Source organism: Pseudoalteromonas sp. SG43-1 (genome assembly GCF_014164415.1).
Taxonomy (GTDB): Bacteria; Pseudomonadota; Gammaproteobacteria; order Enterobacterales; family Alteromonadaceae; genus Pseudoalteromonas; species Pseudoalteromonas distincta.
On record NZ_JACJFD010000025.1, the window covers coordinates 1 to 13,715 of the forward strand.

Consider the following 13,715-nt stretch of genomic DNA (forward strand, 5'->3'; position numbering starts at 1 on the left):
ACCACATTTGCCTTCGCCGCATTTACCTTCTTTTTTACCTTTTGCATCGCCGCCACATTTGCCTTCGCCGCATTTGCCTTCTTTTTTATCTTTTGCGTCGCCACCACATTTGCCTTCGCCGCATTTACCTTCTTTTTTATCTTTTGCGTCACCGCCACATTTGCCTTCACCGCACTTACCTTCTGCAGCATCTAATTGGTAACCTGTTACTAGTTGTTGAAACTCAAATGGGTTAGCTTGTACATCTGCAGATACAAAACTTGCAGAGCCAACTACTACTGCACCTAAAGTTAACGCGATTGTATTTTTTTTAACTGTATTCATTTTATGACTCTCTTTAATCAAGGATTGTAAATCTCAGCAATAAAAATGTATTTTTAAATTGCTTGTATGCTTAAGTAGACCCGTACAAAAATAAAAACTTTCATTTATTTTCATAATATTTACTTTTGCAATTTATACATCAAATATGGGCGGTAATTACAGATTTATCAATGTGTGATTTACAGGTAAACTATGCCTCCAGTTTTTTATCAAAATTAATCTCTTTATGAAACTTGTTTTAGCACCTATGGAAGGTGTCGTTGATTTTAAAATGCGCCAATTACTCACAGACATTGGTGGGTTCGATTTGTGCGTTACAGAGTTTGTAAGAGTGGTTGAAACATGCTTACCTGACAAAGTTTTTCATCGATTTTGCCCTGAACTACATAATAATGGATTTACACGAGCAGGTACTCCTGTGCGTGTTCAATTACTCGGTCAAGAAGCAAATCCGTTAGCCGAAAATGCAATAAGAGCAATCGCATTAGGGTCCCATGGGGTCGACCTAAATTTTGGTTGCCCAGCAAAAACAGTTAATCGTAGCCGAGGGGGGGCTGTACTGCTTAAAGACCCTGACCATATGTATACGATTATTAAAGCAGTCCGAGATGCTGTAGATGATAAACATGAAGTAAGTGCAAAAATTCGCTTAGGCTTTGATGATGACAGTAACAGCCAAGAAATTGTTGATGCTGTGGTAAGTGCAGGTGCAAATAGTGTAGCTATTCACGCCAGAACCAAACGAGATGGTTATAACCCGCCAGCTTATTGGGAAAAAATTCCACCAATAATAAAAGGTAAGAATATTGCCGTTGTTGCCAATGGTGAAATTTGGCAAGTAGAGGACGCAATGCTTTGTCAAAAACGAAGTGGGTGCACTGATTTAATGCTTGGTCGTGGCGCCCTTTCGCACCCTGATTTAGCAAAAAAAATTAAAGCTCATGTAAATAATGAGCAATATGATAGCCTTGAGTGGGAGCATATTATTTATCACTTAATTCACTCAGCTATTCATCAAGACCCCGCGAAGGATGAAAAATACTTTGCTTCACGTACTAAACAATGGCTTGGTTATCTAAAACGCCAGTACCCGCAAGCTATCGATTTGTTTGATGAAATCAGACGTTTAAAAAGTAAAGAAGATGTGGCGAGCGTATTAAACAAATATGCCAAAGCACCTCAACTTGATTCAAATCATAACGACTAACTTAAAGACTCTAGATAATATCAGAATAACGTAAAGCCCATTTAATAAGGTTGTACTGATAATGCATCATCAAAAAAGACTTAACGATGAAATAGCACAAGTTAAATTAAATATATTAACCATGCTTTCTAAATCAGCTTACCCTGCACATCACCATTTAATACAAATTTTAGCTGATACAGCAAATAATGAATGGTTAGACTGCGCCGCAGAGAAGTTAGGCCCTGAGTATGCACTTTTAATCAGTCGCATGACCAAACTAGAAGCCGCACTAAGTCAAATAGAAATTGGCCAGTATGGCTACTGCTGTGATTGTGAAGAAAAAATATCAGCTAAGTCACTTGAACTAGACCCCGCAACTCAACGGTGTACAAAGTGCGCACAATAAGCGCACTTTCAAATCATTATATAATGTGTTGTATAAAGCTAAATGATTGCCCTGGGTAGAGAATTATATCTTCAACCAAGTACTGGGCCTCTTCTGGACTCATTTGTAGGCGCTTTATAAGGTTTACCTTTGCTTGAGGCAAAGTCCACGCATGGTAGTGAATACCTATATCTGATTCCATCATCGCAAGCATCAATGTTTTATCTTTATTAGACATATCCATAGCGCTCGCCATTGCAGGTAAGTCTTGATAGTTAGCCTGCCAATCTAAGCCTTCTATTAATTTTTCATCAGATAAATACTGAACTAAAAACGATTTTTGGTGAGAAGTTGGCAGCTTACTGTCGAATGCAACACGATCTAATACTTTTATTTTTTCGTTTAAAAGAGTAACCCATTCTAACGGTGAATGTACTTCGCCACTAAAGTAATTAAGTTTGCTCTGATACCACTGAGTGCCATTTGGCAGACCTCTTAGACCCACACTTCCTCTTGGCTTATAACTAGCTAAATAATCGCTAAAAGCTCTTATATGGCTTTTAAGCGCTGGTTGAACATCGTTACTTGCTATCGCACTTAATACATAGCTTTGTAACAATGTAAGTTCAACCTTGTTCAGCTTTAAATTGCTTTGTTGAGCACTGTCTAGGGTATCTTGGGTTAACTTGAGCCAAGTAATAACATTATCAGGTGTGTTTTTTGAGCCTTCAAAAGCGAGCATGTTTTCTAAAACATTTACTTGGGCTGGCCAATTAAAGTAGCGTTCAGGGAAACGCTCTGCAATTACCAAATAGTTTACTTGCGCAATTTGATTTAGATTAAGCTCCATACCCATTAGGCCCTGATAAATAGTATGGCGTTTTGTTAAGTAAGCATCAGAGAAAACCAATTGATCTTTTTCAATGTTATTGCCTTTAGTAGCACCTGTTTGTACAAGCGCCATGTTTAAAGCTTTTAAAGCGACTTGTGCGTCCTCAAACGACTCATAAGGTTGAGGCTGCTTTGAACATGCAGCTAAAAATAGGCACAGTAGTGATGATAAAAAGAGCTTTTTATACATAGTAGTTCCAATAAAAAAAGCCCCAGAGGGGCTTTTTATAAGTTGCTTAAGCTAATTAAAATTAAATTTTAACACCGTTGCGAGCGGCTTTATCTTTAATATATGTAGACCAACCTTTTGCAAACTTACGTGTGCGAGGGTCATCCATAGCTTTAGTAATTGCAGCATATGCTTGCTTATACTTACCTTGGTAGTAATACGCTTCAGCTAAATCTGAATAAATTGTGCCTTTTTTGTCAGAGCCAAGCTCTAATGCTTTGTTCAAGCGAACAATAGCAGCACTGAATTTTTCAGATTGTAAAAGTAATGAACCTGCTTTGCGGTAAAGCTCAGCGTCGTCATCAAATTTAGCAGCATCTTCGTAGTACTTAGCAGCTTTTTCTAAATCTTTAGAACGATGGTAATTACTCGCAATCGCGCTAACATTCTGCTTTGTACGTTCTACTTTTTCACTCTTAATGGCCTTTTCTAGCGTTACAGCTGCTTTATAAGGGATCTCATTTAGAGAGTAAAAGTTAGATAAGACTTTATACTCAACTTCATTTTCAAAGTAACCATTCTTGTATGCAACTTCCATAGTTGCTAAACCTTTAGAATAATCTTCAGTTTGTAGGTAATACTTACCTAAGCTAACCCAAGCTTTTTTATCATCAGGCCATACACGAACAATTTCTTCGCCAATTTTAACCATGTTTGCATAATCTTTAAGCTCAAAGTATGCGCCAAGTTTTAATTGGTAAGGGCCTTTGTTAGGCTCTTTTTGAAGTTTTATTGCCTTATCTGCTGGTTCAAAAACATCACGGTATTGCTCTAACTGATAGTTAGCTTGAGCAATACGTGTATAAACCGTAGGGTCCTCTTCACCGGTAAAGTCCATCCAAGCTACATATGCTTTTTTAGCTTCTTGGAACTTTTCTGTACCAGCGTATAAGTCACCTAACAACTTAAGAGTTTGTTCTTGATCAGCAAAGTTTAAAACATCAGGTGCAACGGCTTGCTTAGAGTACTTGATCGCTTCGTCATACTTTTCTTTTTGAGCGTACATGCTACCTAAGTAACGATTTACGGTCGCTTTATCAAAGTCATTCGAAGGCTCGATTTCTCTAAGCAAAACAATTGCTTCATCAACTTTTTCTTCGTTGTACAAATCAAATGCTTTAATTACTTTTTTACCAGTACGCTCGCCCATGATTTTAGTTTTTGCTTTTTTACGCTCTTCAATCTTTGCGTAATCCGGCGCTGCTAAAACAGATGCACTTAAAGTAGCACCCGACACAGACATAAGAATTGCAAGAGCAGTTACTTTAGAAAAATTTCTCATTACTCGCCTCCTTAGTTGCCTTGGTTAAGTTTAAAGTCTAATTGAACTTGTAAACCTGGTTGTTTCTGTGGTTTTCCGTCAATGATCTTAGGACGGTACTTCCACTTACGCAGTGCACGTTTAGCTTCACGGTCAAAGATACGTTTCGGTTCTGCGTCAATTACTTCAACGTCAGTTACTCCACCTAGCTCATCAATTGTGAATGAAAGTTGAACCCAACCTTCTTTACCATCACGTGCTGCTTGCGTTGGATATTTTGGTTCTATACGAACGATAGGTGTCGCATCACCATCTCGTCCAAATGCACCAGGACCACTTAGTCCACCTGCCGAACTACCAACATCAATGCTTCCCATATTAAATGACATAGCACCAGGATTTGGATTATTATTTTCCGGCTGTGGCGGCTGCGGTTTAGGCGGCTGCTTTGGCGGTGGCGGAGGAGGAGGCGGTACACGCTTCCTCTCCTGCACCTTAGATTCAGGCGGATTCGTCATTATTTCGACTATGATCTGCTCTTTTTGTTCCGTATTACGGTCAGCCCCACCAGAGATGAGGAATGCCATGAAGTAGAACAAGCCGAAAGTAACTGCCCCACCTGCAATCAGTGAAAACAGAAAACGAATCATTACTGATCTCCAGCTATTGAAATTCTCAGGTTATCACCCGTCGCTTTAATCTGGTCCATAACTTTAACCACTACGCCGTGTTTTGCTTCTTTATCAGCTTGCAAAATTACAACTTCAGTAGGTTGTTCTGCTAATAAACTTTCGATTTTTGCTGAAATACGTTCAACATCAACCTGCTGTTTATCAATCCAGATCTCGCCGTTACTACGAATAGCAATAAAAATGTTAGCATTTTTTTGCTTAGTAGCTTGAGCCGCTTTAGGTTTATTGACCTCGATACCAGCCTCTTTAACGAACGATGTAGTTACGATAAAGAAAATAAGCATGATAAATACGATGTCAAGCATTGGCGTCATATCAACCGCTGCTTCTTCTTCTTCACGAAAACGTTGTTTACGTGCCATATTTAATTCTCTCTCTAGTGATGAGGCATACTATCAATAAGTTTGGCTTTCACCATTTTAGCTTTTGTCTCAAGACGTGAGCTAAAAAATACTCCAGATAATGCCGCAACCATTCCAGCCATTGTTGGGATTGTTGCCATTGAAATACCTGATGCCATTAAACGTGCGTTACCCGTACCCTGGTTGGCCATGGTTTCAAAAACCGAGATCATACCAGTAACAGTACCAAGTAAGCCTATTAAAGGACAAACAGCTACTAATGTCTTAATCAACAACATACGCTGATCTAATTTTTCAGACGCTTCAGAAATCCATGCTTCACGGATTCTGTGTGCGTACCAAGACGTAGTGTCTTGGCGGGCATCCCACTTTGCTACAATTTCTTTCGCTGTGCGAGGAAATTCTGCAAGTAGGAACCAATAGCGCTCAATCATTAAAACCCACATAAGAAAGAGTGCTATCGCGACCACGTATAAAACCTGGCCGCCTGTGCCAACAAAATCCCTGATAGATTCCCATATCTCCATCAGGACTAGCATTAGGCTTTCTCCTTCTCCGCGTGAGTAGCAACGATACCCGCGCTTTGCTCATCAAGGATGTGTAATACCGACTTACTACGACCAGCTACAAGAGCATGAAGTAGAATTAGTGGTAATGCAGCAATTAGACCTAGCGCTGTAGTTACAAGTGCTAGAGAGATGTTACCTGCCATGATCTTCGGATCACCCGTACCGAACAATGTGATTGTTTGGAACGTTAAGATCATACCGATTACTGTACCTAGTAGACCTAGTAACGGTGCGATTGCAGCAAGAATCTTAATTATATTGATACCAGCTTCAATGCGTGGCGTTTCACGTAGAATCGCTTCATCAAGTTTAAGCTCAAGGTTTTCAACATCTTGGTTCTTGTTGTCATGGTACACTTTAAGAATACGACCCAGTGGGTTATTTGTATTCGGTGTAGCAACATTTTTAAGCTGGCTCTTAATCTTACTAGTAGTAAGTGTAAGGTCAACAAAGCGGATTAGAGTAATTAGCATACCTAGGCCAAGTAAAGCCGTGATGATATAACCAACTACGCCACCTTGATGGAAGTATTCCATAAGGGTCGCTTTTTGAGTGTTGATACGTAAGATAGCACCACGAGTCGGATCGATGTAAACACCAGCGTAGTTATCTGGTGATGTATTTTCTAGAGCCGTGATACCGTCTAAGATATAACCGTCTGGTTGCTTACCTAGAGGCTGGATAGACTTAGTCTCTGGTGAATAAATTAAGTAACCATCGTCTGTAACTAAGTTAAAGTTACCGATACGTGTTACTTTTTTCATTGACGGGTTACCGTCAAGACCAGCAACTTCAGTTTCAAAAGTTGAAACTTTAGCTGATTCTGTCATTTCAGTTTGAAGTGAAATCCAAAGTTCTTCAAGTTCGCGAACTGTAGGAAGTTCTTTAGCAGCTGCTAACGAACGTAAGATTTCAGCACGACCTGGTTTTTCAGCACTAACTAGTGACGCTTCGATAGAACCGATGGCATCTTGAGCTGCACGACGCACAACACCAAACATCTCACCTAAAGTACCTTGGGCACTTTGAAGAGCTGCTTCTTTTTCAGCTAGCGTATTTTCGTTTTGTGCATATTGCTTAGCTAAGCTTTCACCACGAGACTTCTCAGAAGCAAGTTGGCTTTTAGCTTTGTTAAGTAATGCTTGCTTGTCAGCACGTTCTGATAAGAACTCTTGCTCACGTTGCTTATTGATTTTACCTTCAGAGATACGCTCTTGCTTTACTTGCTCAAGAATTTTATCTAGAGCTCCAGTATTTGCATGTGCATTAAGCGCGGTACCTGCAGAAACAGTTAGTACTGCTGCAACAGCAAAACCTTTAAATAGTTTCTTCATTATTGATTACTCCGCGCCAAAGATAGGTAGTTTAACAAGTTCTAATGTCGCTTGCTTACGCGCCATACGAATAACTTCTTTAACAGGTTTTAGGTATTCTTCGCCTAATTCTTTCCACTGTTTAGTGTTGTTATCCCACACCCAAGCATGTTTCAAGTCAAAAGACTGAGCAACGTAAGTGATACGACCTAACTGACCGATATCAACGTTAATGCTTTTACCATCAACTTCTAGAGTACCTTGTGAAGCAGATACAAGAGAGCTGTATGCTGTTTCAATAGTGTAAGCTTCAAGTACTTGACGGAATTTTTCAGACGTCGTTACAGACGCAGAAACCATGATCTCACGTAGTCTTTCAACACGTCCTAAACGCGTTTCAAGATTAAATGGAACGTCCGCTTTGATGAATTGCTCAAGCGTATCGATCATGCGATACATCAAAGGCACAACGTTTTGTTTAGTGTTATCAATAGTCGCGATTTGACGATCAAACGATTCAATTGAAGCGTTTTGGCTATCAACCAAGCGCGACACGTGATCGTTATACACTTTCATAAGTTCAGTCTCATCAACAACGCTACGGTACTCAGCGATTAGCTCCTGAGTTTGACCATATACATTGTCAATTTTAGTTTGAGACTTAACCGCAGCCTTTTGAATTTGTTGACCTGCTTTTTGCACGTCATTCAAAGGATCTGCAATCACATTGCTGCTTGCAAATGCAAATGCGCCAACCAACGCAGTTGCTACAAGACTCTTTCTGATTTTAACAGACATAGTTCCCAACCAATTAAGTAATGTTACTTTTATAATTTAATTATCCTCCGAGGAGAACAACCCTGATATCTTTTAATAGATATCAACCTTCCAATAATGCTAAATGCAATTAGCGCTGTCAACTTGATGTTTACTAATCTCAGTAAATAAATAGCTAAGTTAATGCTTAAACGAAAGTACCAGCCCACAACAGTTAACATTATTGCAACGAAGCTTTTTCTTAATATTTCTATTAAAGCCTTTTAAGGGGTGTATTTATTCGCATTGCACTGACATAAAACAACATTATTGCAACATTTAGCTAAAGCTGAATTCGCACTGAAAAAAAACTAAAAAAAATATAAATTGATATAACAAAAGTTATTTTTTACACGATTTTATCGTGTTTTATCACCTCAGTTACACTTCATCTGAAAAAACAAACCATTTGTCGCACAAAAAAACAACACTGGATAATATTTAATATCGGATACTCACGCTTTATATACGTTACTTTTAAAGCTATTTTAAAACGTGTTTTTCCATAAATAGTAATAATAAACTCAACAATGCATTTCTTTTATCAGCATAAAAGCTTTTGATAATTAAACAGGTTGTATTTACCGCTTTAAAGTATTCTTTAATACTATTTTAACGTTAAGGTTAATTCAGTAATTAAGTTAATCATGAAGAGTTACCCTACTTTATTAGTAATACACTATAAATGAAGCTTTACGTTCACATAATAAAGTAATAGAAGCACCAAGAAGCCCTTATCAATGAGTAGCCTTCGTCACACAGAGTAAGCTTGAAACAGAATTTGCATGGATAGATATTGAGCATCGATTTTATTTAAGCTGGTATCAGGCCCATTGAATAAATTCTTATGAATGGTTTTTAAAAGTATTAGAGGATTGTTTTGTTCGTTAGATTATTAGTTGTTTAGCTTTGCAAAGATAGAATATTTGAGTAGTTTTTTAGATTTAAAAAAAAGGAGAATTTGAGGTATTAAAATAAATAGATTTAAGGAAGGGGAATTATGGTGAAACAGAAACCTGCTTCACCAAGATGAACTAGAGTTCACATAATAAATTATGCTGCTTCTACGTTCTCAGCTTCAGGGCCTTTTTGACCTTGTTTGATGCTGAATGTCACTGCTTGACCTTCGCTAAGAGTGCGAAAACCAGAACCAGTGATTGCGCTGAAATGTACAAACACGTCAGGACCATTTTCTTGTTCAATGAAACCAAAGCCTTTAGCTTCGTTGAAAAACTTTACTTTACCAGTAACCGACATACTAAATTTTCCTGTAAGTCAATAATTAAAATTCAGCCATATTATTATGGCAATATCCTCCCTGAGTCAATGCTCAAAAATATGGAGGTACAGTACAGGAACAAGTAATAACCTAACCGGTAACCTTAAACGCAGCACAATATCCGTAAATTCAATACATAAAAACTCAAAGCAAGGTAAGATTAACACATTATATTTTTTTTCGCTCTATTAATTAGGAATTATTTCTTAAAAATATAAATTTGTTTTAAATCGCCTTTAACTGACTAATTTACAAGCAAAAAACTATAAGTATTATTGTAATATTTATTGCTGTAAGCGAGATCAAAAGCCACCTACAACCACCCTGTCGTCGAATTACGCTTCAATAATATCAAAAGCACAAACAAAAAAGCCGCATTAAAAATTAAGCGGCTTTAGATTTAAATATATTATTGGTTATTCGACAGACCAATCCATTGTATTTTCAGCCTTTATAGGCACAACTTCAGAGTCGCCCAATGTATAACTTGCAGGTACTTTCCACGGTTTTCTTTGTAATGTAATTGTATCTGTATTACGCGGCAATTCGTAAAAATCAGGGCCAAAGTGGCTTGCAAACCCTTCAAGCATGTCCAAAGCTCCTGCATCCTCAAATGCTTCAGCATATAATTCAATAGCGGCATGAGCCGTGTATGCACCAGCACACCCACAAGCTGCTTCTTTTTTATCTTTATAATGTGGTGCAGAGTCAGTTCCTAAGAAGAATTTTTTATTTCCACTTATTGCTGCAGCCATTAATGCTTGCTGGTGAATGTTACGCTTGAGAATTGGCAAACAGTAATAATGTGGGCGAATTCCACCCGCTAACATATGATTGCGGTTATAAAGCAAGTGATGCGCTGTAATTGTTGCCGCTACATTGCTAGGTGCATTAACTACAAACTCTACTGCATCTTTAGTCGTAATATGCTCGAGTACAATTTTAAGCTCAGGAAAGTCATTTACTACATCTCCTAAAATTGTATCCAGAAATACTTTTTCACGGTCAAAAATATCAATCGACGAATCTGTCACTTCCCCATGCACTAACAGCAACATGCCTACTTCTTGCATTGCCTTTAAAGCTGGATAAATATTTTTTACTGATGTAACACCCGAGTCAGAATTAGTGGTAGCGCCAGCAGGGTAAAGCTTAGCTGCTACTATTTTACCTGTCGCTTTAGCTTTTATTATTTCATCTGGTGTAGTTTTATCCGTGAGATACAAAACCATTAATGGCTCAAAGTTGCCTTGTGGATTTGCAGACATAATGCGTTCTCTGTACGACAATGCCGTATCTGTGCACGTTGCTGGCGGAACAAGGTTTGGCATAACAATAGCGCGGCCCATGTACCTGCTAATATCCCGTACAGTGTCTTTTAACTGGTCACCATCACGTAAATGTACATGCCAGTCATCAGGGCGAGTGATAGTAAGGGTTGTTACAGAGTTTGTATTATTACTTGTCATTACTTTGTTCCACGGCTGAATTTATCCGATCATAGGCATATGATGTTTTCGAGTAAAGATTTTATTAAAAATAAAGTTTTTATATGGATAAAATTACTGAGGTACTATTTAAAAGCACAATGAGCAAATTCAATGCTATTAGCTTATTGTAATGATTTATGATTAATTAAAACTCGCTATATTAAAACTTTACAGAGTATTGAAACCACTCATCGCTTTAATTTGTACAAAAACCCAAGATTAGGTTAACTTAACTGTGAATTTAAAAATAACAAGAATAATATAAATTGCCTATGTCTTATAAAACTGATGCGACTAGAGCGCTTGAGATAAAAACTGATCAACTAAGTATCATTAATCAATTTTCATCTAGTCTATTGCAACTCGATACATTAGAAGAATTGTTTGAGTATGTTACAACACACGTTGTAAATCGCTTAGGGTTTGTTGATTGTGTCATATATCTAGCTGACAATAATGCAAATACATTAAACCAAGTTGCATCAATGGGTATTGCACACGCGCGGGACAAATATCAAGCGGAACGTAAAATAATACGTTTTAGTGAAGGTATAACGGGCGCTGTTGCAACGACCGGAAAAGCGGTAATTATTAACGATGTAACGAAAGACAGCCGTTATATCGCTGATGAACGCCCTGCTCAATCAGAACTATGTGTTCCCCTTATATATAAAGAACAAGTTTTAGGTGTTATTGATTGTGAGCACCCAATCAAAGGTTATTTTACCAATGCACACCTTGAAATTCTTACAACAGTTGCTCACTTACTCAGTGCCAAGATTAACCAGGTTAATACAGTAAACAACTTACAAAAAACAGTTGAGCAACTCAACAATGCACAAAAATTAGAAAACAGCTTATTACAAATAGCTAACCTAACTTACAAAGCGAATGACCTAGATACATTTTTTAAAGCCTTGCATTCAATCATAAATAACTTACTTCGAGCCGATAACTTTTTTATCGCTCTATACGACAAAAAAGTAGATATACTTGACCTCGTTTATATAGTCGAAGAAGGTATAAACACTAAAACCCATCAAAAAATATCTAAAGAACAACTTAAAGACACCGCTTCATATTACCTTCTAAAAACAGAGCAAACCCTATTACTCAACAAAAATGCCTTTCAAAGTCACATTAATAACGGTGATTTTAAAATGGTAGGTCGGCAATCTGAGTCTTGGTTAGGTGTTCCATTTCAAACAAGTGATCGTATAAGCGGGGTTATCGTTGTACAAAGCTACGATAAAACACTGCATTACAACGAACACGATAGTACTCTTCTAACGTATGTAAGTCGCCAAATAAGTATGGCAATTGATAGGCAATTAGCCCGCCAAGAACTTGAGCACAAAGCATTACATGACGAGCTTACAGGCCTTGCTAACCGCTCACTACTTATTGAACGTATAAAACATGCTATTTTACGTTTAACGCGTGCTAAAAAGAGTACTAGCCATGCCCTGTTGTATCTAGACTTTGACCGTTTTAAAAGTATTAATGATTCGCTCGGGCATGAAGTTGGGGACCACTTCCTTATAAAAATATGCGACTTGATTAAAGGTACAGTACGAAGCACGGATACATTTGCACGTTTAGGCGGCGATGAATTTGCAATTTTTATGGAAAACATCACGCATAAAAACCAAGTTAATGAAGCTTTAAACCGCATTAAAAACGCATTATCAAAACCTTTAAATATAGATAACCACTTACTCCAAGCATCAACGAGTATTGGGGTTGCCTATACAGATAACGTAAACGACAAAGCTTATATATTACTGCAACAAGCCGATGCCGCTATGTATGAAGCTAAGTCAACCGGACGTGGTCAGGTAAAGTTTTTTAATAACACGATGCGTAAAAAACTTAAAACCCATGCCGATATAGAAAACGACTTACAACACGGTATTGAACACAACGAGTTTGAACTTTATTTTCAACCAATTTTCACAATTACTACCAGTGAAGTTATCGGCTTTGAAGCACTTGTTCGTTGGCATCACCCTACAAAAGGGTTTGTACCCCCTAATGACTTTATACCGATAGCTGAAACTACAGGGCAAATTATAAATCTTGATTTACATTTACTTGATTTGGCGGCCCAGCATATTTCAAATTGGCACCAACAAGGCCATCGCTTTTTAAAAGTCACCGTTAATGTATCGTCACGACACTTTGCAAGCCTCGATTTTGTAGCGCAAATACATTCCATTTATAATAAGTACCAATTACCTCTTGGTTCTTTATGCTTAGAAATTACCGAATCTGGCTTAATAGAAAATCTAGAACTCGCCACTCAAATAATTGAAGGTCTTTCACCTTTAAAAGTAAAATTATGTCTTGATGATTTTGGAACAGGTTATTCAGCACTAGGCTACTTGCACCAACTGCCTATTCATATTTTAAAAATAGATAAAAGCTTTATTGACCATCTACAGGATTCTACTAACCCACTTGTTGAAGCCATTTTATCACTTGCGCAATCATTAAAACTTGAAGTTGTAGCTGAAGGAATAGAAACAGTTGAGCAATTAACTATTTTGCAATCCACCGCGTGCGACTATGGTCAAGGCTTTTTAAAATCAAAACCTGTTACTGCCAAAGAAGCCATATTACTAATTAATAAACCCTTATAAAAAGAGCCAGCGAGTAGGTCGCTGGCTTAGGTATTACGCATATACTCTCCCATTGGGCTAAACTTAAGCTATAAGGCAAAACGACTCTATTTTTTAAAGCACAATCTAAAGTAAGCATTCAACAAACCTCACCTCATACCGTTATCAGCATGGTTAAAACTCACGCTGAGCTAAAACGCACAGCAATCGTTATATTTAAAATACAACATGAAGCAAACTCATCTAAAACTCATCAAACCAGTTTTCAAATGACTTTTATCATTACTAACTCTA

Annotated in this window: 13 protein-coding genes; 3 read left to right on the top strand and 10 right to left on the bottom strand. The window is 37.7% G+C overall.

Going from position 1 to position 13,715, the window contains the following annotated elements:
- Positions 1 to 324 (bottom strand): hypothetical protein (locus H5159_RS15870; protein WP_182780638.1); only part of this gene is annotated, 324 nt, incomplete at its 3' end.
- Positions 325 to 550: 226 nt separating this feature from the next.
- Between H5159_RS15870 and H5159_RS15875 the strand changes: the two genes are divergently transcribed.
- Together H5159_RS15875 and H5159_RS15880 are read left to right on the top strand one after the other, a co-directional pair.
- A complete protein-coding gene (locus tag H5159_RS15875) occupies positions 551 to 1,531 on the top strand; it encodes a tRNA-dihydrouridine synthase (RefSeq protein ID WP_182720083.1) in 981 nt (326 codons plus the stop codon).
- Positions 1,532 to 1,592: 61 nt separating this feature from the next.
- A complete protein-coding gene (locus H5159_RS15880; protein WP_024603666.1) occupies positions 1,593 to 1,919 on the top strand; it encodes a hypothetical protein in 327 nt (108 codons plus the stop codon).
- 16 nt (positions 1,920 to 1,935) lie between these two features.
- On the opposite strand, the gene H5159_RS15885 is transcribed toward H5159_RS15880, so the two are convergent.
- The 9 genes from H5159_RS15885 to pyrC form a co-directional block, all read right to left on the bottom strand.
- Positions 1,936 to 2,979, bottom strand: a complete 1,044-nt coding sequence (locus tag H5159_RS15885; RefSeq protein ID WP_182780639.1) for a hypothetical protein — start codon at positions 2,977 to 2,979, stop codon at positions 1,936 to 1,938.
- A gap of 61 nt (positions 2,980 to 3,040) precedes the next feature.
- On the bottom strand, positions 3,041 to 4,300 hold the full coding sequence (locus H5159_RS15890; protein WP_002961712.1) for a lipopolysaccharide assembly protein LapB: 1,260 nt from the start codon (positions 4,298 to 4,300) through the stop codon (positions 3,041 to 3,043).
- Positions 4,301 to 4,311: 11 nt separating this feature from the next.
- Positions 4,312 to 4,929 carry an energy transducer TonB gene (locus H5159_RS15895; protein ID WP_024603667.1) on the bottom strand — a complete coding sequence of 206 codons (618 nt, stop codon included), beginning with the start codon at positions 4,927 to 4,929 and terminating at the stop codon, positions 4,312 to 4,314.
- Entirely contained in the window at positions 4,929 to 5,333 is a 405-nt protein-coding gene (locus H5159_RS15900) for a biopolymer transporter ExbD (RefSeq protein ID WP_002961710.1), read from the bottom strand. Before H5159_RS15900 ends, H5159_RS15895 begins: the two co-directional genes overlap by 1 nt.
- A gap of 14 nt (positions 5,334 to 5,347) precedes the next feature.
- Positions 5,348 to 5,872 (bottom strand): MotA/TolQ/ExbB proton channel family protein, encoded by a 525-nt coding sequence (locus H5159_RS15905; RefSeq protein ID WP_002961709.1) that lies wholly within the window; start codon positions 5,870 to 5,872, stop codon positions 5,348 to 5,350.
- A complete protein-coding gene (locus H5159_RS15910) occupies positions 5,872 to 7,236 on the bottom strand; it encodes a MotA/TolQ/ExbB proton channel family protein (RefSeq protein ID WP_002961707.1) in 1,365 nt (454 codons plus the stop codon). The genes H5159_RS15905 and H5159_RS15910 overlap by 1 nt, the downstream gene beginning before the upstream one ends.
- A gap of 6 nt (positions 7,237 to 7,242) precedes the next feature.
- Positions 7,243 to 8,013 (bottom strand): DUF3450 domain-containing protein, encoded by a 771-nt coding sequence (locus H5159_RS15915; RefSeq protein ID WP_024590812.1) that lies wholly within the window; start codon positions 8,011 to 8,013, stop codon positions 7,243 to 7,245.
- A 1,071-nt stretch (positions 8,014 to 9,084) separates the two neighbouring features.
- Positions 9,085 to 9,288 carry a cold-shock protein gene (locus H5159_RS15920; protein WP_002961702.1) on the bottom strand — a complete coding sequence of 68 codons (204 nt, stop codon included), beginning with the start codon at positions 9,286 to 9,288 and terminating at the stop codon, positions 9,085 to 9,087.
- A gap of 438 nt (positions 9,289 to 9,726) precedes the next feature.
- Positions 9,727 to 10,779, bottom strand: a complete 1,053-nt coding sequence (gene pyrC / locus H5159_RS15925; RefSeq protein ID WP_182673530.1) for a dihydroorotase — start codon at positions 10,777 to 10,779, stop codon at positions 9,727 to 9,729.
- A 293-nt stretch (positions 10,780 to 11,072) separates the two neighbouring features.
- Here pyrC and H5159_RS15930 point away from each other — a divergent pair, with 293 nt between their 5' ends.
- Entirely contained in the window at positions 11,073 to 13,442 is a 2,370-nt protein-coding gene (locus H5159_RS15930) for an EAL domain-containing protein (protein WP_182720086.1), read from the top strand.
- The last annotated feature ends 273 nt before the right edge of the window (positions 13,443 to 13,715 follow it).